Annotated in this window: 27 protein-coding genes and 3 pseudogenes; 2 read left to right on the top strand and 28 right to left on the bottom strand. The window is 32.6% G+C overall.

The annotated features are described in order from the left end of the window. Positions 1-2 precede the first annotated feature (2 nt). The 14 genes and pseudogenes from N7U66_RS17400 to N7U66_RS17335 all read right to left on the bottom strand — a co-directional run bounded on the left by N7U66_RS17400 (position 3) and on the right by N7U66_RS17335 (position 9,631). Positions 3-1,577 carry an NACHT domain-containing protein gene (locus N7U66_RS17400; RefSeq protein WP_267676277.1) on the bottom strand — a complete coding sequence of 525 codons (1,575 nt, stop codon included), beginning with the start codon at positions 1,575-1,577 and terminating at the stop codon, positions 3-5. Beyond that, entirely contained in the window at positions 1,564-2,124 is a 561-nt protein-coding gene (locus N7U66_RS17395; protein WP_267676276.1) for a hypothetical protein, read from the bottom strand. Before N7U66_RS17395 ends, N7U66_RS17400 begins: the two co-directional genes overlap by 14 nt. A 105-nt stretch (positions 2,125-2,229) precedes the next feature. Then, entirely contained in the window at positions 2,230-2,892 is a 663-nt protein-coding gene (locus N7U66_RS17390; RefSeq protein ID WP_267676275.1) for an NUMOD1 domain-containing DNA-binding protein, read from the bottom strand. A 4-nt stretch (positions 2,893-2,896) separates the two neighbouring features. Next, on the bottom strand, positions 2,897-3,211 hold the full coding sequence (locus N7U66_RS17385; RefSeq protein WP_267676274.1) for a hypothetical protein: 315 nt from the start codon (positions 3,209-3,211) through the stop codon (positions 2,897-2,899). 163 nt (positions 3,212-3,374) lie between these two features. Continuing rightward, a complete protein-coding gene (locus tag N7U66_RS17380; RefSeq protein ID WP_267676273.1) occupies positions 3,375-4,115 on the bottom strand; it encodes a hypothetical protein in 741 nt (246 codons plus the stop codon). A gap of 8 nt (positions 4,116-4,123) precedes the next feature. Next, positions 4,124-4,336 (bottom strand): hypothetical protein, encoded by a 213-nt coding sequence (locus tag N7U66_RS17375; protein WP_267676272.1) that lies wholly within the window; start codon positions 4,334-4,336, stop codon positions 4,124-4,126. 256 nt (positions 4,337-4,592) lie between these two features. Then, entirely contained in the window at positions 4,593-4,814 is a 222-nt protein-coding gene (locus N7U66_RS17370) for a hypothetical protein (RefSeq protein WP_267676271.1), read from the bottom strand. A gap of 4 nt (positions 4,815-4,818) precedes the next feature. After that, a complete protein-coding gene (locus N7U66_RS17365; protein ID WP_267676270.1) occupies positions 4,819-5,457 on the bottom strand; it encodes a hypothetical protein in 639 nt (212 codons plus the stop codon). Positions 5,458-5,642: 185 nt separating this feature from the next. After that, complete coding sequence (locus tag N7U66_RS17360; RefSeq protein WP_267676269.1) at positions 5,643-5,897, bottom strand: hypothetical protein; 255 nt, start codon at positions 5,895-5,897, stop codon at positions 5,643-5,645. Between the two features lie 55 nt (positions 5,898-5,952). Beyond that, positions 5,953-6,902 (bottom strand): annotated as a pseudogene (locus N7U66_RS17355) (DUF3871 family protein). Positions 6,903-6,918: 16 nt separating this feature from the next. Next, positions 6,919-7,812: an AAA family ATPase gene (locus N7U66_RS17350; protein WP_267676268.1), complete on the bottom strand. Its 894-nt coding sequence runs from the start codon at positions 7,810-7,812 to the stop codon at positions 6,919-6,921. A gap of 106 nt (positions 7,813-7,918) precedes the next feature. After that, positions 7,919-8,290 (bottom strand): hypothetical protein, encoded by a 372-nt coding sequence (locus tag N7U66_RS17345; protein WP_267676267.1) that lies wholly within the window; start codon positions 8,288-8,290, stop codon positions 7,919-7,921. A gap of 110 nt (positions 8,291-8,400) precedes the next feature. Beyond that, a complete protein-coding gene (locus tag N7U66_RS17340; RefSeq protein ID WP_267676266.1) occupies positions 8,401-8,757 on the bottom strand; it encodes a hypothetical protein in 357 nt (118 codons plus the stop codon). A 40-nt stretch (positions 8,758-8,797) separates the two neighbouring features. Then, positions 8,798-9,631, bottom strand: a complete 834-nt coding sequence (locus N7U66_RS17335; protein ID WP_267676265.1) for a hypothetical protein — start codon at positions 9,629-9,631, stop codon at positions 8,798-8,800. A gap of 74 nt (positions 9,632-9,705) precedes the next feature. Here N7U66_RS17335 and N7U66_RS17330 point away from each other — a divergent pair, with 74 nt between their 5' ends. Beyond that, on the top strand, positions 9,706-9,942 hold the full coding sequence (locus N7U66_RS17330) for a helix-turn-helix domain-containing protein (RefSeq protein WP_267676264.1): 237 nt from the start codon (positions 9,706-9,708) through the stop codon (positions 9,940-9,942). 19 nt (positions 9,943-9,961) lie between these two features. Here N7U66_RS17330 and N7U66_RS22260 read toward each other — a convergent pair whose 3' ends face one another. Both N7U66_RS22260 and N7U66_RS17325 read right to left on the bottom strand, forming a co-directional pair. Continuing rightward, positions 9,962-10,315 (bottom strand): tyrosine-type recombinase/integrase, encoded by a 354-nt coding sequence (locus N7U66_RS22260; protein ID WP_313791298.1) that lies wholly within the window; start codon positions 10,313-10,315, stop codon positions 9,962-9,964. Next, positions 10,308-11,165 carry a site-specific integrase gene (locus tag N7U66_RS17325; RefSeq protein WP_313791297.1) on the bottom strand — a complete coding sequence of 286 codons (858 nt, stop codon included), beginning with the start codon at positions 11,163-11,165 and terminating at the stop codon, positions 10,308-10,310. The genes N7U66_RS22260 and N7U66_RS17325 overlap by 8 nt, the downstream gene beginning before the upstream one ends. A 380-nt stretch (positions 11,166-11,545) precedes the next feature. On the opposite strand from N7U66_RS17325, the gene N7U66_RS17320 reads away from it, so the two are divergent. Continuing rightward, complete coding sequence (locus N7U66_RS17320; protein ID WP_267676263.1) at positions 11,546-12,880, top strand: tyrosine-type recombinase/integrase; 1,335 nt, start codon at positions 11,546-11,548, stop codon at positions 12,878-12,880. Here N7U66_RS17320 and N7U66_RS22680 read toward each other — a convergent pair. The 12 genes and pseudogenes from N7U66_RS22680 to N7U66_RS22890 form a co-directional block, all read right to left on the bottom strand. Then, positions 12,862-12,990, bottom strand: a complete 129-nt coding sequence (locus N7U66_RS22680; RefSeq protein WP_390886660.1) for a zinc-dependent peptidase — start codon at positions 12,988-12,990, stop codon at positions 12,862-12,864. The two genes, N7U66_RS17320 and N7U66_RS22680, sit on opposite strands and share 19 nt — an antisense overlap. Positions 12,991-13,222: 232 nt before the next feature. Then, positions 13,223-14,250: pseudogene (locus N7U66_RS17310) on the bottom strand (efflux RND transporter permease subunit). Positions 14,251-14,508: 258 nt separating this feature from the next. Beyond that, positions 14,509-16,233, bottom strand: a complete 1,725-nt coding sequence (locus N7U66_RS17305; protein ID WP_267678551.1) for an efflux RND transporter permease subunit — start codon at positions 16,231-16,233, stop codon at positions 14,509-14,511. Beyond that, complete coding sequence (locus N7U66_RS17300) at positions 16,187-17,611, bottom strand: efflux RND transporter periplasmic adaptor subunit (RefSeq protein WP_267676262.1); 1,425 nt, start codon at positions 17,609-17,611, stop codon at positions 16,187-16,189. The genes N7U66_RS17305 and N7U66_RS17300 overlap by 47 nt, the downstream gene beginning before the upstream one ends. 73 nt (positions 17,612-17,684) lie before the next feature. Then, positions 17,685-17,825 carry a hypothetical protein gene (locus N7U66_RS17295; protein ID WP_267676261.1) on the bottom strand — a complete coding sequence of 47 codons (141 nt, stop codon included), beginning with the start codon at positions 17,823-17,825 and terminating at the stop codon, positions 17,685-17,687. A gap of 14 nt (positions 17,826-17,839) precedes the next feature. After that, entirely contained in the window at positions 17,840-18,121 is a 282-nt protein-coding gene (locus tag N7U66_RS17290) for a hypothetical protein (RefSeq protein WP_267676260.1), read from the bottom strand. Between the two features lie 18 nt (positions 18,122-18,139). Beyond that, the gene (locus N7U66_RS17285) at positions 18,140-19,324 is read right to left on the bottom strand and encodes a TolC family protein (RefSeq protein ID WP_267676259.1); all 1,185 of its coding nucleotides are present in this window, start codon (positions 19,322-19,324) and stop codon (positions 18,140-18,142) included. Between the two features lie 638 nt (positions 19,325-19,962). After that, a pseudogene (locus N7U66_RS17280) lies at positions 19,963-20,726 on the bottom strand (M90 family metallopeptidase). Between the two features lie 15 nt (positions 20,727-20,741). Further along, positions 20,742-20,954: a heavy-metal-associated domain-containing protein gene (locus N7U66_RS17275; RefSeq protein WP_267676258.1), complete on the bottom strand. Its 213-nt coding sequence runs from the start codon at positions 20,952-20,954 to the stop codon at positions 20,742-20,744. 23 nt (positions 20,955-20,977) lie between these two features. Continuing rightward, positions 20,978-23,236 carry a heavy metal translocating P-type ATPase gene (locus tag N7U66_RS17270; protein WP_267676257.1) on the bottom strand — a complete coding sequence of 753 codons (2,259 nt, stop codon included), beginning with the start codon at positions 23,234-23,236 and terminating at the stop codon, positions 20,978-20,980. A 138-nt stretch (positions 23,237-23,374) separates the two neighbouring features. After that, entirely contained in the window at positions 23,375-23,764 is a 390-nt protein-coding gene (locus tag N7U66_RS22895) for a class I SAM-dependent methyltransferase (protein WP_449274497.1), read from the bottom strand. Then, positions 23,757-23,990, bottom strand: coding sequence for a hypothetical protein (locus N7U66_RS22890; protein WP_449274496.1), 234 nt, complete (start codon positions 23,988-23,990; stop codon positions 23,757-23,759). The genes N7U66_RS22895 and N7U66_RS22890 overlap by 8 nt, the downstream gene beginning before the upstream one ends. Positions 23,991-23,996 lie beyond the last annotated feature (6 nt).

Here is a 23,996-nt window from a genome sequence, read left to right as displayed (position 1 = left end):
GACTACTTCAATTTCTTCGCGGAAGAATAATCTTCATATATATTTTTAATTAAAATACTTTCTTCTATTAAATCACTTAGCAGATATGGGTGTCTTGAAAATTTATCATCCATTATTTGAGTAGCTTCTTCTATTGTAACCCTTTTGTAATCACTTTCAAAAATTTTAAAAGCTAATTCTTTAATTACTTTGTCAGTTATATTTCTATTCTTGTAATCCTCTCTTTTTTCTTCTAATTTGGAATCAATTGACTTTAAGAATAAGTCAAAAATTTTTTTTACACCTTGAAACCCCTGAGGAAACTCTTTTGGTGTAGAATTTTTAACACCTTCACAAATAATTTTTAAAAATAGAGGATTGGTGAATTCCAGCGACAGAATGGGAAAGCTAGGTTGTTTCAAATCGTGGAAATCACAAAACATTCTAAGTGCTGCATATTCATTTCCTTTAAATCCTGAATGCTTAACAAAATTAATCCTATCATCATTTTTTAGTTCATCCGTAATAATAGATTTAATATATGTTGTCCTAATTGAAACACATAGTCCTAGATAGGGTCTTTTAAGTATCTCAGCTATAAAACCTTGTATCTGATCTCTCCATAACTTACCCCCTGGACCTTCATTAATTGCATCAATTAAAACAATTACTCTATCACCTATTTGTTTTCCAATGTCATTTAGACCATCTAATAATTCAGAAAATGAACAATTAACATCTAAAGATTGTATAATATTAGTCTCAACATTACTTACTGAATTAAAATTTTGTCCCAAAAAAAGAAGTGTTGGCAAACCATATTCAACTCTTCTATTAGCTATATCTCCTAAAAGATGTGATTTACGTGAACCAGCTTCGCCATCAAGAATAAGAATTGGGCTATTTGCAACTGAAATATTTATCTTTTCATCAAGATTATTTAATAAATCACGATTAACTCTCTGAATCTTTTTTAATCTATTGATTGAACTTTCAAAAGGTTTTCTGTAAATATGTGATTTCTTATCTTTTAATTTATTGTCCTTTTCTTTCTCATATTGCAAATCATAAAGTTTACGTTCTTCTTCATATAATCTTGTGTTAAACTTATTAATTTCATCCTCAATCCATTTATAATCTATTGTTTCACCAACAGAGAAGGCATTTTGTATAACCCAATCTTTCACCCTGTTTTTAATATCAAAGAATTGATCATCTAAATATTTAAGATTACTTTCATCTGAAAATGAACTATAAATACTTTCCAATAACCACACATCAAAAACTTTTTGAAAGCGAAATTTAAAATTACTATCAAATGCAAGATCATTGAATAGCTTTGCAATTGGAAGTTTAAAATTTAATTGTTTGCTAAACCTAGGACCAAGATTAGCAACTGCTTTATCTATATGATTTTTAAAAAAAATTTCAGCCAAATTATTCTTTCCGATGTAATCAAATGAGATAGTAGGAAAATATTTAGTTTGTAAGAATTCATTTAATGAATATATATACTGACTATAAATAACATTCCCCTTTTCTTCTTCCCTAAACCTTGCAAAAACACCATATAAATAGATGGTTTCATTTGCAACCATAAAAATTCCACCACCGAGAAAAACCTTTCATATTAAACTCAGTATATGTCTCAGTTAGTTCTAGCTGAAACTTATCGACTTCTGTCATTCTTTGTTTCCAAATTGGATATATTACATCAAGTTCCTTGCCCATAGTTGCCATTGGAAACCCTTTGCAAACAAATTTGGAAAAATCCAATCTTTCTTTTGCTACTTTTATTTTTGGTATCTCACCAACTAAATTTTCTATTAATTCTTTTTCAATAATAATTATAGCAAAATCACTGTCCTTATCTTTTGAAATAAGACGCTCGTCTATATTATTAACAGTGATAGTCTCATATCTGTTAGAATTGTCATTAAAAACATCAATATCTATAGAATCTAATTTTTCTTTAAACTCATCTGAGTCATTAAATAAAGAATGGGCTGTAGTAAAAATGTATATTTTATCTTTAAGGCTATCTTGATAGTATAATATCCCTGTTCCTATTACTGTATTATTATCAGTTCTTTTAAGTCTAACAGTAACTTTGGATATTAATTTATCATCATTTTCTAAAATCATTTAATCATCATTTTGGTTCTCTAAAATAGAAATAAAATATGAGTATAATTTCTAGCTTCTAGTTTTATTCACTAAAAAAAGACACCCGAAGATGTCTTATATGTTTCAATTATAGGTCCAGCAAAACCCTCCAGCAGTTTTGCGTTCTCTTCTGCATACTTTTGCTATTGAAGTTTTATTATAACCAGTTACTTCTGAAGCCTCATTAATCGATTTATATTCCCTTATAAATTCACCATCTAAACCTAGTTGTGTTACCCCTTTCTTTCGCTCATCAATTTCAGGCTCAAAAGGTTCTTTAAATTCATAACTCCAGTAAAATCCACGGTAAACTTTATTAACACTTAAACACGCTCTAGAAATGTCTTGTTTCTTTGAATTGACAACTTTACCAGCTTCTTCCAATGATTTACAGCTACCTATTAAGCTTCCATCTTCCAAACTATATTGATACACTGTTTTTTTAAAACCTCCGCCGGAATCTGAATTATAACCTTCGTTTTTTGCATTATATTCTAATATATAAGCTTTTTCTTTTTGCGCTAACTCATCATTAGAATTTGCGGTATCTGTTTCTTGCCATTCAAAAGCGTCAATACCGTATGTTGCTATTGCTTCATGAAATGGCAAGCTACTATTGTTATTAGATTTATTAATGTGGTCTACTTTCCTTTCTTTAAGACTTTTTTTTGTTGCTCCAATATAATATTTGCCAGTTTCTTTGTTTTTTGAAGTATATATTATTCCAAATATCTTAGACTTTTTCATAATACTATGATTTAGGGATTAATCTGAAAAAATAGTTTCCTCCTGAAGATCTATTCTCATAGATTAAATCTTTCTGCGCTGCCAAGGCCCTCATCATTCTAGAAAACTTATTAGAACTTATCTTTTCTTTATCTTCTGCTAAAACATGATATTTATCTAAGAGATTTCTGTTGTCAATCCAATCGTTTTGTTCTACAAATTCATTAAAAAATTCTACAAAAAATGGTGAAGTATCATTTATCATCCTGTTTTTATCTAGATTAATAGGTTCTGCTACAATTAATCCATTTGCTAAATATTCTTTAATACAATTTGCCATAAAAGAATAGAATAAACTCCATTCATTATCGTCCCAATCTGTAAAAAATCGATTTTTAAATTCATCTAAAGGAGAGAACTCTTCTGAATAATATGAAGCTACTTCAAACTCACATCTACGTGCTCTATCTGACGAACCGCCGGTACCTTTAACAACATAGTTACTACTTATTATTGTCTTTGGTGCATCTTACTGGTTTAATATAAAACTCATCTTTGTGCTTTTTTTCAACTACCACACCAGATGTAATGGTGTCATATAGGTCTTCAAAATCAAAGTCTTTCTTCACATCGTCATACCAAACAATGTCAGTTGTTCTAGTTATTCTTTGATTTTTAAACCAATTGCCTTTTTTAATAGATTTGCCACTCATATTAACAACATCTCTACACATGGTTATAGCCATACACAAAAGACTTTTTCCGCGTCTTCCATTTGCAGTAGAGTCAAAAGAAATATCCTCATCTACTAGAATAATGGCCCTGGTGTTTGCCGGATCTTGATATCTATGCAACAAATAACCTATAATTGTTTTTAAGGCTTTAAACCTATTTTCATCTTGCTTAGAAATGTTAAAACAAAATTGGTAGAACTGTCCTTTTTCATTTGGTATGTAATCTGCTTTCCTTTTAATGATTCTTTTTCGCCATATAGCACCATTAAAATCTAACCAATCTTGAGTGCTAACTTTATTTTTATCAATAATAAAAATTCTATTTTCAAAATACATGAATGAGTTGTGTTTAGTGTCCCTATCATTTAAAGGCTTTTCTGATTTAAGCATTTCAAATAGTCTAATATTAACATAATTCCCAACACTACTTGCGAAAAGCTTTATTACTTCTATCTCTTTTTTATATTCTAGAAACTTTCGTATTAGTTCAGTTATATTATGATTCTGCATTTCATCAATTATACCTCCGAATTTTTTATTAATATGTAATTTCCACTTGTACTGTCTTTCACTTTTTTAATTCCTTTACCTTCTAAAAATTTCACTAATAGATAATGATCAATTTTAAGTTTCGGCTCATTCAACCAGAATTTAAAATCTTTAATTTTTTCTTCAGCATTAACAGAATTTTCATCTCGGAAGAATATTTTTAATTGTGCTTTGTTTAACATTGACCTCGACTGTTTTGTCTGTTCTCAATTCTCTTAATTTTTTCATAATTTTAATAATAAACACCTCTTTCAATTGTTAGTAGATATTATATAAGAAGCTTAATTCCAACATCTGACATCAAAATTATGAGTAATCATAGGGTAAATAAGGACTTGATTCTTGGGTGTAGAGTGCTCTAGCTTAAGAAAGCTAGTCTTCATGCATTAAAAAAGTATAAAAAATATTTAGGGTGTAGAGTAGTAATGTAGAGTTTGATTACACTTCAAGGATTTCATCTAGAACAGCCTTAACTTTTTTTGATGGATCTTTCTGAGTTCTAAATTTAGAGACCTCATAATCAACGTTATCACTATTAAGAATATAAAAACATTTATTGGCTACACCCCATTTATTACCCTTTAAATCCTTTATAAAACTGAGCTTATTTAGTTTTTTATTAAAGTAATAGAATGAGCTTAATGATCCCGACCACCTCATTTTACTATCCACTATATTTCCGAGAAAACAGCTTCAGAAAATCTTTGCTCTCGGCATGTAAAGGAATAAAATCATTGATTTTTAATTTGCTAAAAATGCGCTCTAATTTATAGCTTATATCTTGTTGGGTCATTCGATTTGTTACTAAGGTTTCAAAGCTATGTTCCAACTGTCTTTGATAAGTTGCTCTTTGTGTTGAAGTAGAACCAAATGTTCTTTTGAATAAATCTATTCCATTTTTAAAATATATTAGATATATAGTTATAAAGTCCTGTTTTTTTAATTGCTTATATAATTCATTTAATTGATTATAAATTAAATTATAATAAGCTGCTTTTTTTACAGGTTCAGACTCATATCTAATAGTGTCATAATATTCTGAAATTAACCTGTCAAAGGTGTCATTTATTTTGTTTTTAACGAAGCCCTCTATTGTGCGATTATACTCGTGTTTATTAGTAACACCTGTGTTAGGGTTTGTATCATATATAGTTATTTTATATTCGGTAAATAATGGAGCATTATTCGGTTTTGGTATTCCATAAAAATCATACCACCCCTCTATAAATTCAATTATTAAAGTCTTGTTAATATATTTAATGTCATTAAATTTATACAAGTCTTCTAGTTTAGGATCAATCATGCGTTATTAATATAATAGTATTAAGCGCATTAAATATAATGGTTTTTTCAAAACACTTAATACTATATATATTCTGATTGCTTTTCAGTATTTTTAAATTTAAGGACAAAAAAAGTCTCAAAAGAATCTAGTAAAGAAAATACAACATAAAAGTCCAATCAAATTTGATGTATTATATCTAAAACTTAGTTATCTAATATTATATCAAAATGATAGTAGTAGAAAGCCTTGTTTTTAATGATATAAACTGTTTGTAATTCTTGGGTAACCTTAACTTCATCTACCATAACTTTCTGTCCCTTTTTAAGCACTCCAATATTATGATTTGTTTTAACTTTAAAGGGACAAAAAAGGAGTTTAAGCAGATTGTTCCATGTTACAATATAAAGCTCCTTAGAAGAGCTATATTTAAGTAATTCTGCTAATTCTTTATCATCCATTTATAATACATTTATGTGTTTCAGGCCATGCTGAATTACACGAGTTAGCTATATATTAATTATGAAGGTACCAGCTCATTGTGTCATTTTTAATCGATTCTACTAGGTGATTTACGAAGTCGTAGCAATTTACATTACGCTCAAAATTTGAATCTATGTAAGAACTCTTATTAGATTCTGTGAATAAGTTATATAAATTCCACATGTTAATGCTCCCATCCTCATTTCTTCTAAAGTTTGAACAACTATAGTAATCTTTAACTACGTTATTAATTTGCGAATCATTTAAATTGGTTAAAAATTTCCCTTGCTGTTCTCCTTTATCTAGATGTTGAAACATTCTTGTCTTTCCAACCAAATTAGCAAATTGATTTTCGGTTAAACTATAATTAGACATTGATTCCATAGCACTTAGATGAGAATTCCTATCATAATTACTCAATAAATTTTGAATGTTTTGATTTAAATCTAAAATAGAACCTATTCTAATCTCATTGGTAAAACCATCACTACTCACACATAGGTTAGTACAAACCTTATTTTGGAAACCTACAAACATTTTAAATTTCTCTAAACTCTTTTTACTGTAGAGATTTTCTTGGTTGTATGCTCTAACTCCACCTACACATAACGATAGTTCATTGCCATTAATAACTTCTTTAAACTCGGAATTTCAATTACAAAAGCACAGCGCTCGTAATAAATCGTTTTCTCATTCTCCAATAATTCCTTTGCAGGTTTACCTATAGCTGCTGGAACTCTTCCCTTTACCACGTGGCTTACTCTAATATCGGGAGCTTTAGGATTAGTATTAGGAAATTGAGACTTAATCATTTCTAAAGTTTCATTAATAAACTGAAAATGACTTATTGTTGTCTCGTTGTCCTTAGCAAATACAGGAATTGTACATTTTTCCTTTAAATGCAGTAAACTTACTTTTTCTGTATTAGCTTCTATAAAATTATTTGAAGTATTATCTATTACTTCTGAATGGTTTAGAACCATACTTTGAGTGTTGTTATTAGCTATCAATTCCATTGTTTTCTATTTTTAATGGGTTTACAATTTCTTTTTGGTCAATTAGCTGACTATCTATAGCCTCTAATTCTTCTTTACGTTTTACAATTAGTGGTTTAATCTCTGATTGAACACTTGAATATTTAGTGTAAATTCGTTTTAAATCTTCGATAGAAACGCAGCTTTCAATTTCGTTATTAATCTCTACTATTGATATACCTTCGTTACACCAAGCAATTAATTTCTCACCTGTAGAGGCATTAATTACAAATTCAGGTTTATCAGAAGAGAACAATCCGGTTCTATCTTTTGATGCTTTAGCTAAATGCTTATCATTAATTAATTCAAAATTTACAGTTAGTTCATATTCAAATCCTTCTCTAGTAATTTCTTTTGTGCCATGTTTGACAACTTTTGTACGTCCATTCTGTGAGGTGTCTAATGAATAATCTACTTTACGTCTAGTCGTTGTAATTACATGACAATTGGAGTGTAATATTGCGTCTATAAAAGCCTGATGTCTTGGGGTTAATTTTGCCCAATCCTGAAATCTACCTCCTAATTGCTCATGAATTTGTAAGCATCCCCCTTTCCCATTCCATTCATGAGTTATACTATCGACTATAATTACCTCAATTGAAGCATTTTCACAAGCTTTAATAGCTTCAATATAACGCTCAGGGCTATAAGGAGCTTCTAATGACAATACGTTATAATCTCCTAAATGTGAGTACAAACTAGCACTACCGTTTTCTGTATCTATAATTGCAATTTTAGACCAATCATTTGTAATTCCAAATGCTAGTAATAGTGCACTATAAGATTTACCAAATCCACTTGCACCACTTAATCCAAGTCGTAATTTAACTTGATGCCTTTTGGCTTGTTGTAGTTTCATATATATTATATTTAATAAAATTTGAGCTTATATAATCTTTTTATATAGCCATAAAAAAAGGCCCTAACCTAAGCTAGAACCTTTAAATTTGAATTATCAAAGAAGCTTAAAACACTTCTTCCTCTTTGAAAACATTCTCCTTGACAATGCTTTCCTCCTCTCCCAAAAACTCATAGCGGTGAGATAATGTAATAATTTCTCCAGATCCTTTAATAGTGTACTCATAAGGGTCAACTTCTACTTTTTGAATAGTGCCTGGAAAGTCTGATCCAATTAATGATTTACACACTGCTTCATTAAACGTACAAGATACTCTTGCTGTTCTTGCAGTTAAGTAAGTTCTGTTTTTTTCTTGGCTTTTTACAGCCTCAAGTCCTCCTTGTACAATTAGGGTACAAAAGTCTTTCCCATCTTCGGCTTGATAGGTTTTAAAATCTACAATTTTAACCATAGTCTTTTTAATTTTTAGATTTAACAATTAGGTACGGAGTATCCGCCCAAACTGGACAAAGCGTGGGGGTGATCTCTAGGTTCCTCATCACTGAGAAACTCTCAGATAAAAAAATAAAAAAATTTCAAAAAAAATAATTAGAAAATTGCTCTCTCCTTTCCTAAAGGCAATGAACTACTATCACAGAGCCTGACAGTACATTTTTTATTAAACTGAAAGTGAATTATATATCTTGTAATAAATGATCCGCTAATAAAATCAAAAAAGCTAAAAATTTCAGCATCTGAATAGCAATGCTTGCAAATTGATCGCTCATAAGTCAACTTTAGAACACCTTGAGATTTATAGCTATTAAAAACAAACGTAAACTCGTCTATTATCTCTCCTTTTGTTAAATTAGAATACATAAAACTTTCACTCAAATTATTCAAAGGGTTCACATCTAAATTACAAATAGCATTAATCATTATTCTTTCTAAGATATCTTGAGTCATTATAATTTTGTTTTATTATATCTAAAATTTTTTAGTGTGATTAAATAATTTCGCTTTGAGGAATAACATCTCCAATTACTATATCATCATAATCTAAAATGCCATATACACTAGCTAATTTAAATTTATCCAATTTAATTCCTAACTCATTACTTACATACTTTTTCATTAATGCATCAACTGCATTGTCAAATTCTCCCGAGGAAAAATGTGATTCAGCTTTTTTTTTACAATAAACATTCATAAGATGAAAAGTTACTAATGCTTCTCCTGAAAAATTATTAAACTCCACTTTAGAGATAACAATATTGTGATTAATGCCTTCATTTATAAAAGGCACCTTTCGTAATATATTCATACAATCCTTTTTACTCATTTTCTTTTCTTTAGAAACTGTAAGAGGTTGCATTAATTTATCTAATGAATTTAATTTGTCTAAAAATCTATTTATCTTACTTGTATATAGCGCTCCGTCTACATCATAATCGCTATTATAATTTGACAACTCAACAAGGTTATGGTTTCTGATTTTTATGTATTTAGTGATGTTTTCTTTATTATTTGAATATAACAAACCTTCTAATTCTTCTAAAACATATTCAAAATGAATTAAATGGTACTCCAAAGCTTCTTGAACTTTTATAATTTTAGATCTATAAATATTATTAGATTGATTTAATTTATTTATTTCATAAAACATTCTAGTTAATTCATTAAAACCTAAATCTATTTCATCTTCAATTTTATTTCGTTCTGATGCTTTTATGATTGACTTGTGCTCTACCCATCTTTCATTAGTATTATTCGTTATGTAAGAATCATAAATAAACTTACCAATCACTATTAATACTATAATAATAATTACTGTTGTCATTTTTATAAATTTAGTTTTTAAATATAGGCAAATTTGCCTACTAATTAATATTAAGACTACACGAGTTTTATGGCGTGGAGTATTCAAGAAATCAAGCGTTTTTAATAGAATTTGGTAAAAATCTTAGAAAGATTAGAAAATTTAAAGATTTAACACAAGCTGAACTTGCTAATGATTTAGGTATAGAAATATCTCAAATTAGTAGAATTGAAAGAGGTATAATAAATACATCTATTAGCACAGCCAATGAAATTGCTATTGTATTAGATATAAATATTAGTGACCTCTTTAATTTTGATAAAAAAAGTTGACAAGTTGGCTTTCCTCTTGCTACTTCAACTTTATTTCTAAATCTAACATCACTGAACTAACGCTCTTTTGCACCACCTTAGCATAATGCTTTTGTGTAATTTGCATCTTAGAATGTCCAAGTAATTCAGATACAATTTCCATTGGTACATCATTATAAAGTAATACGGTAGTTGCAAAAGTTTTTCTTGCTATATGATGTGTAAGTCTTTTATCTATATTAACAATCTCGGCTATCTCTTTAAGATATGAATTAAACTTTTGATTACTAATTACGGGTAAAAGATTGTCATCATTTTTATATTTAGCTAAAACCTCTTTTGCCCTTGACAGTAGTGGAACAGAAACTACTCCATTAGTCTTTTGCCTATACATTTGTATCCGAGATATTACCATCAAATCCAATAATCAAATGCTCTTTAGAAAGGTTACTCATTTCTGCATAAGCTAGTCCTGTGTAACAGCAAAATATAAACATATCTCTAACTTGCGATAATCTCTTTTGAGAAAACCTATACTTCTCTAAATCCTTTAACTCCTCTTGATTCAGGTACACCACTTTAGTTTCGTAGCGCTTTGGTTTATACAATAAAAAAGGATCTTTTTGTAAATAACCTTCTGCTAAGGCAAGTTTGATGATTTTTCGTACTCTTTGTATACTTTTGTTTATAGTAATCTGCTTATGATTTAATTCAGTCTTTAGGTAGAAATCAAAATCTTTTAGAAAATTCATTTTAATAGATTCTAACAAAATGTCAGTTTTATTATATTGATATTTAATAAAGTTAGCAGTATGCTTATTAGCCTCAATAAACTTCCTATAAGTTGACTTTGTGCAATCCACATCAATTAACTTAAACATACGCTCATTATGCAATTTAAACACCTCTAAAAGCGTTTTACGAGTCTTTACATTCTCTCCTTTATACTGTAGATAGATATCCTCAACATCAAAGGCTTTGTCATTAACTTGTAGAAACAAAAAAGCCTCATTAATCTTTTGACTAATAAGGCTTAATTGAGTATTGATATAATTGTTATCTGGATTAGGTGGTTTAGCTTTTTGTCTTTTACTATCCCAATAATCTGAGTTTAAAAATAGTCCTAAAGAGAATTCTTTACGTTTTTTTAAATAGGTAATTCTGCACCTTACTGGGCATTTTCCTTTTTTATTTACTTTCACTTTTTGCAAAAGAAATAATATAGTTAATTTGTTATTATTCATAGTTTTATGTTTTTAAAAAATGGTAGACCTAGAATTAAAAATGGTACACCGAATTGTACACCTAATTTGAGTGTGAATTAAGAAATATTTGAATATGTATAATTTGAAGAAACACAGTAAAACATTAAGTTTACTGCAAAAAAAAAGAGTAACCATTTCTGATTACTCTTACTTAGTAGCGGGAACTGGACTCGAACCAGTGACCTTCGGGTTATGAGCTTAGTCTTCACTATGAGTTATTTAACATAAAACACCTTAAAATCAATTGATTACAAATTTTTAATATTATTTAATAGCGTTTATATTCATTTGAATTCAAATTATTCTGTACTTATTCTGTACTAGTTTTTACTATCTTTGTATTTGTAAATCAATAAGCTATGGCTAATATTAAAATTGTTCTTCGTAAAAATATGATTAAAAAGGATGGTACAATTCCTTTGGCTATAAGAATAAGTGCAAACTATAAAACTAATTATAAGTGGCTTGGTCAATATATACTTGAAAAAGATTGGGATAAAGTTGCTGGTAAAGCAAAGAGAAGTCATCCTAATTATAAAAGACTAAATAACTTTTTGTTGAAAAAACTAACAGAGGCGAACGATGTTTATTTAGATAATAGTGACGAAAATATTACCCCAAAACAAGTAAAACAAAAACTGAAAGGCCCTGGTGGCTCGAAGTCATTTTTTGTAGTTGCTGCTGAACGTGTGAAAACAAAGTACGACCGTAAAATTTTTTCTGTAGCTAAGTCAGAGTTATCTATTCTGTACAATATTGAAGAGTTTTTAAACTTAAAAACTTCACTGCCAAAAAAGCAAGTAATTGACGCTATTGTTCAAAGAAGGAAAAATAGGATTAGTAAGGCTAGAAAATCCGAATATTCTTTTAGTGATGGCATCTTACATTTCCAAAAAAACACAAAATTGAAATTCCGGGACATTGACCAGGCATTTTTAGAACGATATAAAACCTTTTGTTCGGCTTATCTAAATCAGAAAACTAGAACTATTACAAACCAATTAATATTTATAAGAACACTTTTTAATATTGCAATTACAGATGGCGTCGTTGCTGCCAAATATTATCCGTTTGCGGGGGAAAAAGAGAAAATTAGAATTGGAACGAGCAACAAATTGGGCCTCACTTCTGAAGAGGTCGAGCGTATAGAAGCATTACAATTAGAACCCTATTCATCAATTTGGCATACCCACAATGTTTGGTTAATTTCCTTTTATTTTGCAGGCATACGTATTTCAGATATTGTGAAATTGAAGTGGTCCGATTTTAAGGATAACAGATTATACTATGTGATGAATAAAAATGAAAAGCCTTTAAGTCTCAAAGTGCGAGAAAAAGGAATAACGATTTTGAATTATTATAAAAAACATAAAATTGAAAACCGCGGTTATGTGTTTCCCTTTTTGAAAAACGTTCGACCAAATGATGATGAAGATTTTTTTACAAAAACCGGAAATGCCACTAAACTTTTCAATAAATACTTGAATAGAATCGCTTCTCAATGTAATATTGATAAAAGTTTATCAAATCATATTGCGCGTCACACCTTCGGAAATATTGCTGGCGATAAAATTCATCCTTTAATGCTACAAAAACTTTATAGACATAGTGATTTGAAAACTACTTTGAATTACCAAGCGAATTTTATTCATAAAGATGCGGACGATGCCTTGGATCAGGTTATTAATTTTTGATTGAAACTTTTTACCATCATTTTATATAAGTCAGGGTGTTTCTTTTTGAATAAATCTGGACGTTCAAAAAAATATTCTGATGCAACGGCAAAGAATTCAGCTTGATTGATGCCTCCGCATTTTCTGATATCAGAGTGGTTATCATTTATTACTTTTATTTTGAATTAATATGTTCAAAAAAGGAATTGAAAATTGAAATTTTTACTATTATTTTTTAGTTTATTTAATCTGTAACTCTTCCATAGGCAAATTAATCCCACCCAAAATACAATTGTTCATTTTTAATATTTCATAATATGTTCAAATGTTTTAATATCTCGGGCAGGACTTTTACTTAACTATTTACACTGCGTCTTTTTTTGTTATTAATTGATACACACAAGGAATCACCACCAAGTTCAAAATAGTAGCTGAAAGCAAACCACCCAAAATAACTACAGCCATTGGGCTCTGAATTTCACTTCCGGGTTCACCACCTTTTAAGGCTAACGGTATCAATGCTAAACCTGTTGTAAAGGCTGTCATTAAAATCGGGTTTAGCCTGTCCAAAGCACCTTTTTTAATTAACTCGAAACCATTAATTCCCTCTTTCCGTAAATCTTCATATCTCGGAAACCAATAATATTCCGTTACGTGTAGCAATACCAAATAAGCTAATAAAACCTATGGTTGCTGCAATGCTGATAATTCCGAAGTGAAATACACAATTAAGATACCACCTATTAACGCCAATGGTAAATTAATGAGTACCACAAACGCCAATTGCACATTTTTAAATTCATAATAGAGCAACAGAAAAATAATACCTATAGCAACAATGGCTGTTGCTAAAAGTAATTGCGATGCTTTGGATTCACTTTCAAATTGTCCCCCATATTGCACGCGGTAGCCTTCGGCATATTAACATTGTTTGCAACCACTTCCTTTATTTCGTTTACCGCACCACGTAAATCTCTGCCTTGAACATTGGCGGCAACAACAATCTTACGTTGCACATCTTCACGGTTAATGGTATTTGGACTACTTACGGATTGAATGGTTGCCAATTCACCTAATATGGTTTGACCACCATTTGGCAAACTGATTAAGGCATTACTGATATTTTCAATATCATCTCTAAATGGTTTCTCATAGCGCACAACCAAATCAAAATATTGTTGTCCTTCGTAAATTTCACCTGCTTCTTCTCCTGCAAAAGCAATATCTACTTGTTCCATTAAATTACCTACGGTCATTCCATAAGCGGAAAGGATTTGGCGTTTGGGTTTGATACGTATTTGCGGTACTTCAATTTGTTGGTCAACTGCAACATCTGCCAATCCATCAATATCCTTAATGTTCTGCTCTACGCTTTTACCAACTTCAAACAAGCGTTGCAAATCTGAACCAAAGATTTTAATAGCAATATTGGCACGTGTTCCGAGAAAGCATATGGTCAATTCGGTGTGCGATTGGTTGACCCAAAGTAATATTTACTCCTGGTGCAATGCTTAATTTGTTTCGGACTTCTTCAAAAAATTCTTCTTTGGTTTTGTCTTTCAAAATAAAAGGCACATCTATTTCTGATGCATTTACGCCTTGTGCATGTTCATCTAATTCAGCTCTTCCTTGTCTTCGGGTAACAACTTCTACTTCGGTAAATCCAATAAAATTGTCTCTATTAATTTCCCTGTTTTATTGCTTTCTTCTAAAGACATTCCTGGTGGTCCAACGACACTAATTACTAAAGACCCTTCATTAAATTCGGGTAAAAAGCTTCTTCCCAGTTGCGTTAAGACAACAAGACTTATGATAAATGCAATTACTGTAGTTCCAATAATGGTTTTTGGAATATTTGTGGCACGCTCTAAGAGGTTACCATAATGTTTCTGTAACCATCGTTCCACACGTGTTCCTTCTGCTTGCTTGTTTAAGAGCTTTTCGTTATCTAATAAATAGGAACATAAAATAGGTGTTACCGTTACTGCAACTATCAATGATGTTAAAACAGACGTTACAAACGCAATACCTAATGGTTTCAGCAATCGACCTTCCATACCACTTAAAAAGAATAATGGAATAAATGATACAATAATAATTAGGGTTGCGATAATGATGGAACTTCTAATTTCTACAGATGCATCACGAACAACTGTAATTGTCGATTGTCGTTCTGCTTTCGGCTTTTTGATATTCTCTCGTAACCGTTTATACACATTCTCCACATCAATAATGGCATCATCTACCAATGCACCAATAGCTATTGCCATACCACCTAAACTCATTGTATTAATAGTATAACCCAACCATTTTAAAATGATGATGGACACCAATAAAGAAATAGGAATTGCTAATAAAGAGATTAAAGTTGTTCTCCAATTCATTAAAAAGATGAAAAGTATAATCATTACAAAGAATGCACCTTCTAATAGCGTTTGATTCAAATTACTAATGGAAGCATCAATAAAATCGGATTGCCTAAAAATGTGACTTTTAATGTTGACACCTTTTGGCAAGGTTTTTTCCAAGTCTGCAATGGCTTCATCCAATCGGTCTGTCAGTTCCAAAGTGTTTACATCGGGTTGTTTTGAAATGGTCAGAATAACCGCAGGTTTTGCATTTAATGAACCATCGCCAATTTTATCGGCAGCACCAATTTGAACCGTTGCCACATCTTTTATTTTGATGGTCTGACCGTTTACTTGCTTAAGAACCGCTTCTTGCAAATCTTCCAACGCATAAGCTCTACCGCTTCCCTTTATGATGTATTGATTACCATATTGATTTATTACGCCACCCGGTGCGTTTTTGTTTGCTTCCCTAACGTGCTCTACTAATTCAGTAAGACTTACGTTGTAATGCTTCATCTTTTCAGGATTGGCAAATACTTGGTATTGCTTGTAATCGCCACCTATGACGACAACATTTGCAATACCACCAATCGCTTTTATGCGTGGGCGAATTGTCCAATCTGATAAGGTTCGTAATTCCATTGCCGATAAACTATCTGAAGTTACACCCAAGAGCATTATTTCACCCATAATTGATGAAATAGGTGCCATAGTTGGTGCTCCAATACCTTCCGGCAAATTCTCCCGTACCATAGGTATGCGTTCGCTTACAACTTGACGTGCACGATAAATATCGGTTCCCCATTCAAATTCTACCCAAACAATGGAAATCCCTGCTGCTGATGACGAACGGATTCGTCTCACATTGGGCGAACCATTTAAGGCTGTTTCCAATTGATAGGTTACTAATTTTTCTACTTCTTCAGATTCCATGCCGTGTGCTTCGGTAAGAATGGTTACCGTTGGTGCTGTAAGGTCAGGGAATACATCGACGTTCATTGTACGTGCATAATACACGCCCAATACACTCAATGCAAGTGCTCCTAACAGGATGAGCAATCTGTTTTGAAGTGAAATTGATAATATTTTGTTTAACATTTCTCTTCGTTTTTAATGTTCGTGGCCGTGTGCAGGTGTAGAACCGTGACATTGACGCCATTTTAACTTGATATGCGCCTGTGGTTACTACCACTTCACCCACTTGTAAACCTTGAAGTATTTCTACATTTTCGCCGTTACGTTTTCCGATTTTGATAGGTCGTCTTTCGAAACTTTCTCCTGAAAGTTGTACCATAACGGAATAACTTCCATAGTCCTCCAATAAAGCATTTACAGGAATCATTGTCTTTTGGGTTGCGTTACCCATTGCAATTTGTACCTGTGTTAAACTACCTTCCGGCATATTCACCTCTGCATTTACTTGGGCAAAAACTGAAATCAGAGGTTGTTCACGCACCACATCTTTACCAATAGAAAGGATTTTGCCTTCGGCATCTGTTACATCTGCCCATTGTCCGTCTTTAGTTTGATACCAAATACCCTGTACATTCTCCATTGTAAGTCCGTAATTGGGTGCTAATTGGGTTTTCAATACTTTGGATTGATGTGTTCCAATAGTTACCAATGCCAGGCCTTGGTCTACATAATCGCCGTTGGAAACTATAATGGATTTGATAAAACCATCAAATGGTGCACGAATTTGTTTGCTTCCTCCGGCAACACCTGACACCAATGATTGATAGTTGGTTTTGGCTATCTCAAAACTGCTCTCCACTTTTTCAAATTCAGATTTGGGGACAATTTTGGATTCGTATAGCTCCTTCTTTCTTTCATATTCAGATTTGGCTTGTTGGTATTTCGCTTTCGCGGAAGCGATATCTGTACTCAAATTGTTTGAAGCCAAACCTTGACTATTCAAGCTCATTAACAACTGACCTTGTTTAACCGCTGTGCCTTCCGTGAGGTTATCCTCCTTAAAGTTCACCACACCATTGGATTTTGCCGCCAACGACTTTGTTGAGCCTAATGATGGCATCCAAACACCGGACGTATTAATGACATCGTAAATTTTATCCGAAACAACAGGTGCGGTCTGAAAATCGATTTTCCAAGCCTGCTCTTTTAAGAACGAGATACTTCCATCATCTTCGGCAGTACCCAAAGCTTTTATGGCTTCGTCCGTACTGGCATATACCACCACATTATCAATTGAAATTTTATCTGAATAATCTGGTGTTGTCAATTCAAAAACCAATTGATAGTTACCAGCTTCTTTCGGTTGAATAGCAGGCGAAAAAATACCTGGTGATGACGGTGCATCCACCGTATTTCTGATTCCTTTTCCGCCTTTTATCAAACTGACCGTAACAGAACCTTCCCGAACGGGCTGGTGTTTATCCAAAACCGTAAAGTGGGCTGCGAATCTGCTTCCATTGCCCACTATAAGCGCAGGAAACTCAACAAACAGCTCTGTTTTATCCGTCCGAGATAGTATGGCTCAATCGTGGAATTTCTTCGCCCACGTGACTACCATCTTCGTTATGGGCGTGTGCGTCTTCTGCCTTGTTATTACAGGACATTGCCAAAAAGGCGAGCACTATTATTATATATTTCATATGTTATATATTTTTTAATGGTCGTGGTGTTCAGCGCCATCAACGTGTGTATGGGTTTCAGTCTTTACAGAATCTTTTTCTACTTGAAACTCTTCTTGTTCTATGGTTTCATCGTGCATATGATTGCCGTCCGCATCGTGTTCGTGACCGTGTTCTTCTGTAGTTTCTGTCTTTGCTTTTGTATCTCTACAAGAGGTTATAGTAATCATTGAACCTATGGCTATGGCTAATATTATTTTTGAAATTTTACTCATTGCTAAATATTTGTTTTGGTATTCGTGAATCTTCGATTTCATAATTGTATGTTTAAAAATTTATAACTGATGTTTTAATAATTGTGCTTGAAGCAGTTGCAGTTCCTTTTCCATTTGCAGCATTTTATCTGATGCATTCCGATAAAACTGAAGCTCCACGTAATAATCCATAAACGAATACTCGCCCAACATATAAGCCTTAAAAAGCAGTTGCTCGCTATTTAAATTGCCCATAGTGTTTTGATACTCATTAAATTTTTCAAGCATCAATTCGTATCGATAATAGGTTTCTTGAAATTGTGTATAAAGCGAAGTGGTAACTACCTGCGTGTTGGACTGTTGATATTCAAAATTTGCTTCGGCAGCTTTTACTTTGTTCTTGCTATTCCAAAGGGGAATCGAAACACCGCCATAAAAACCGGAATAATGACTACCGCTAACGCCTTGATAATTGTAACCAAGTGCTACGTTTGGTAGTACTTTGTTTTTTTCCAGTTTTACTTTTTGAAGTGAAGATGTCTCAATAGCCTTTAATTCTTGCAGTAAAGGGTCATTTGATAATTTTTCCTGCCAAAGAGTTTCTACCGAAGCAACTTCGATAGATAAATCAATACTTGGCGTAAAACCAGCGATGGCGTTCCCTCCATTCAAGGTTTTGAGTTTGGACAGTAAAATTTGTATATCGCTTTCAATCTGTTCAACAACAAACTGCTCTTGAATCCAAGCAATTTTCGCTTTGTTTAAATCTAAAATACCAACTTGTTCCTTATCAAAAAGCTCTTGAATTTGGTCGAAAACTTGTTTGCTCTGAGTTCTTCTTTCGGTTTCAATACCTTTCTGTTTTTGAAGAAAAGCAAGTTCAATCAGTAAGGTTTTCGCTTTCAACAAAACTTCCTGTCTCTTTTGAGCATAGGACGTTTGCAGTTCCATCGACTTTAGGTCATTCCATTTACTGCGTGAACTATATACCGTCGGAAATTCGAAGGATTGTGCTATTTGATATTCGGAATAGGCATCGGTTGTATTGTCGCCAAATGGTAAATAAAAGCCGGAAAGCTGTGGGTCGGGCAAATTATTGTTGCTCCTGTTTTCGAGTTGCTGACTTTCAATGAACGATTGATAGCCTTTTAACTCTGTGTTATTCTGTTCTATTTCATTAAGTAGTTGCTCTATATTTTTATCCTGTGAGAAACCATTAACAAAGAACAGGCATCCGCAAATTGCGAATACGATGTGTTTATTCATTGTTTGTAATTTTTAGGTTTAATCTGAATTTATAAAAAGGTCTACTACCATAGAGGGAAGTATTCCTAAACGATTAACCTAAAGAAGGTGGACCTCGTGAATCGAGGGATGAGAGATATGCGTTAAAATAATTATTGGGTGGATGATAAACCTTTATTTTTTCGGCCTCATCATAGTTCATAGTACTATGAAAATGTACAACTGAAATAGGCGCACATATATCTTTTTTAACTTCGAGGTGCTTTATACTGCTTTCGTGTGCTAACAGTATCTCATTAGATACGACTGAATGCACGTGCATTTCCAAAAACAAATCTAAAAACCCTTTGTTAGGACTTTCTTTTTCGGATCATCGTGATGGTGGCTGTGTGTGTCGCTATTCGCAACAGCTTTATGTGAATGCTCAACGTCGTGTTCGTGATGCCAATGAGGCAAGAGCTGATGCAATAGCAGCATAGAGAATACCCCTAAAAAGAAAAGTGCTTTTATGTTGTTGTGTTTTTGCATCAATTGCTAAAATAAAAAAATTAAAGGGTAAAAAGTAGCTTTATATCCTATTTCGCACATATCACTACCAAAAGATAATATTCCCCAGCCAAAACAAGAGTTCCATATTAATCAAAGCCTTTAGTATAAGCTCATTTTTGATTAAAGCATTTAACCAACATTTTATAGAGTTCGGATGCTTCTTTTTAAGCAAATCTGGACGTTCAAAAAAGTATTCTGAAGCAACGGCAAAGAATTCAGCTTGGTTTGTGCCACCATATTTCCGGATATCAGAATGGCTATCATTTATCGCTTCCATTTCTTTATGGATTAAATTTAACCAAGGTATTGCATATTGATGTTCTAATAGCCGCTCTGGAACACCATCTGTTCTATCATCGAGCTTATCTATAAGATGTACAAATTCGTGAATACCCGTATTACTTTTATCACTAGTATTATTAAAACCGTGATATAAGGCTTTTTTGGATAAAATCATTTGTTTCTCAAAACGACCATTTCCGACTAAACCGCCGATATTTCGTGAGTTATCTTTACTGCTAAATCCCATATCCTCATTAAAATTATCTGGATATAAGAGGATGCCACTTAAATTGGTGTAGTGCCATTCTTTAAAGCCAAAAACAGGGATTACTGCACTTGCTGCAATTAAAATTTTGTCTAATTCTTCTAATTCAAACTGCACACCATCTATATAAACTTCACTTAAAAATTGCATCATTCGTTGCTGAAAAACAAGTTGCCTTTCTTCTGAAAGATTTCGGTAATAGAGAACATTTTCCATTAACAATTTGTGCCAGTGCTCCGGAAAAGGCTTTACGCTTTGTCTTTTTGCTTTTCGATAAAAATGAATAGCAAACAGAAGCATCACCACAAAAATTAAAATATAGACCATATTATAACGAAAGTATTAATCTACAGGTTCAGCCTTGAACCCTACTCTTTGCAATGTAGCCTTTACATCTTCTTCGGTAGCACCATCGCTTTCAATAGTTAGAATTTTATCAGGATTAGCGGTATCCACTTCCCAACTTTCTACACCCTCTTGTTTGTTTAAAAAGGGTGTTACTTTTGATATACACCCACCACAATTGATATTTGTTTTAAATTTTAAAGTTTTCATTGAATTTGAATTTACAATTAATATTAAAGTTTTATTTGTTTAAGTCTTAAACTATTTGCAACTACAGATACGCTGCTGAATGCCATTGCCATTCCTGCAATCATTGGGTCTAATAAAAAACCATTTATAGGATACAAAACGCCTGCTGCAATTGGAATACCAATGAGATTATAAATGAATGCCCAAAATAGATTCTGCCGTATGCCCAAAACGGTTCTTTTTGACAGTTCCAATGCTTTTGGAATGGATTGTAAATCTGATGTTATCAAGGTCATTTTTGCTACGTCCATCGCTATATCTGAACCTTTTCCCATTGCAATACTCACATTGGCTTGCGCCAAAGCCTGGGAATCATTAATACCATCGCCAACCATTGCGACTATCTTTCCGTCCGCCTGCAATTTTTCAACAAAAGCTGCCTTGTCCGAAGGCATTACTTCGCCTTGGTAATTTGTTATTCCTACTTGTTTTGCGACAGCAGCTGCGGTTTTATTATTATCTCCTGTAAGCATATAAACCTCAATACCTCTTTCTTGAAGCGTTGCTATAGCCTTTTTTGAAGTTTCCTTAATCTTGTCTGCAATGGCGAGTATCGCCAGCACTTCTTTTTCGTTACCAAAGAATATAACCGTTTTAGCCTGCTCTTCGAGACTTTCTGCCGTTTGCATTAGGGAAGCGTCGATTTGAATATTTTTCTCAACCATTAATTTATGGTTACCTACATAGTATTTTGAACCGTTTCTATTTTCAGCTTGAACACCTTTACCTGTAATACTTTCAAAAGAAGCAATTTCAGCTTGCTCAACCTTTTCATCTTTTAAATGGTTGACTACTGCTTCCGCCAAAGGGTGTTCTGATTGCGCTTCAATAGCTAAAAGAACCTTTTTATATTCATTCTTATTTTCAAGTTTATCCTTCCAAAGGATATCAGTTACTAATGGTTTTCCTTCTGTAATTGTGCCCGTTTTATCAAGAATGACTGCATTTACTTTATGACCGAGCTCTAAACTTTCAGCATCTTTAATAAGAATATTATTTTCAGCTCCTTTGCCAATACCCACCATTATGGCAGTAGGTGTTGCCAATCCTAATGCACAAGGACAAGCGATAACCAATACTGCTACGGAAGTTAATAAGGCTTGCGAAAAAGCATTATCCCCTCCAACCAACATCCATACAATGAAAGTAACAATGGAAATACCCAACACCACCGGAACGAAAATACCAGCAATTTTATCAACCAGTTTTTGAACTGGTGCCTTACTCCCTTGTGCTTGTTGAACCATTTTTATGATTTGGGACAACAAGGTTTCACCTCCTACTTTTTCGGCAGTAAATTGAAAACTCCCTTTTTGGTTTACCGTACCTGCAAATACTTTTCCATCCTTTGTTTTTTCAACAGGAACAGGTTCTCCCGTAATCATACTTTCATCTACAAATGAGCTTCCCTTGGAAACTACGCCATCTACGGGAATCTTTTCTCCTGGACGTACTAAAATAGTTTGACCTACTTGCACGGATGAAATAGGAATTTCTTTTTCTTCTCCGTTCTCAATAATTTTCAGCGTTTTAGGCTGCAGTCCCATTAGTTTTTTAATGGCCGAAGAAGTATTTGATTTTGCCTTTTCTTCCAATAGTTTTCCCAAGGAAATAAAGGTTATAATTACCGTAGCTGCCTCGTAATAAACGTGTGGCTCGATACCGCGACTTACCCGTAATTCAGGAAAAAAGGTATTGAATACACTAAAGATAAAAGCGATTCCGGTACTCAAAGCGACCAAGGTATCCATATTCGCTTTACCGTATTTGGTTTGCTTATAAGCATTGACGAAAAAACTTCGCCCAAACCAAAATAGGATTGGAAAGGTCAATACCAAAGAAATCCACTTCCCTGGCTCCCATTGCATAAAAAACATTCCTAACACAAAAATGGGAAGCGTAAGAATTGCCGACCAAATGGTACGGTTCTTTATATCTTCGTAGTGTTTTTGTTGAAGTTCTTGCTGTACTTCCGAAGGATTTTCTGCATCTATGATAATGTCATAACCTACTTCACGAAGTGCATTTTGAAGTTGATTAGGACTCAACTCCTTATCATATTCCACAAGAACAGAACTATTTGCGAAATTGACGCTTGCATCAAATACACCTTCTGTATGTTTTAATACTGATTCAACGCTCGCTGCACAAGATGCACAGGTCATTCCTGTAACAGGAAATGATTCTTTTATACTCTCTTTACGGTTCTTTTCTTTGGTTGCAAATACGTTAATTGTCTCCATAATCCTATTCTTATTTGTAGACTACAAATTTCAGAATTAAAGGACTTTAGTATGTTACGTTTTAGGCTGAATGATTTGTAGAATTTGCTCATTTACCTTCTTTTGTTCAGAAAAATTTAATGGTAATTATTTTAGTGATTATGTTATTTTCTTAAACCAGCAAAACACGAAATTTTGATTTGTATCAAAGGGCGTTTTATGGTCAATTTTAATGCATTTAATTTTTTCAAAATGTGTTTTGAATTGATTGGTCATTGTGGTTTCTGAATATTGTTTTATCTCTAACCCACTGCACTTTTTAGGACCGTTTTCAGAAAAAGTACCAATAACTAAATTACCGTTCTTATTAAGATGTTTTTGGACTGTTTCAATATAATTTCTTATACTTTGTTCATTAGTTAAAAAGTGAAATGCTGCTCTATCGTGCCAAAAATCATAATGTTCTGGTGCTGAAAAATCAGCAGCGTCAGCTACTATCCATTTTACTTTCTTTGATTGGTCTTTTAATCGTTGCTTTGCTCTATCCAATGCAGCTCCGAGATATATCTAACACTGTAATATCTTTGTATCCTAACTTTAAAAGATTATCTACCAAAAAGCTATCACCTCCTCCAATATCGATGATTTTTGAAGATTTAGAGATATTAGATTCCTTAAAAAAGGATAAAGATGTTTCCGGCACAACTTCATACCAACTCACTTCATCTAAAGATTTTGTTTTAAAAACGTTTTCCCAATGCTCTTTTCTATTCATAATATT

Source organism: Lacinutrix neustonica, from assembly GCF_026625145.1.
In the GTDB taxonomy this organism is placed as follows: Bacteria; Bacteroidota; Bacteroidia; order Flavobacteriales; family Flavobacteriaceae; genus Lacinutrix; species Lacinutrix neustonica.
Note: the sequence above shows the minus strand (reverse complement) of the source record. Positions and strands in the feature narration are given on the sequence as shown.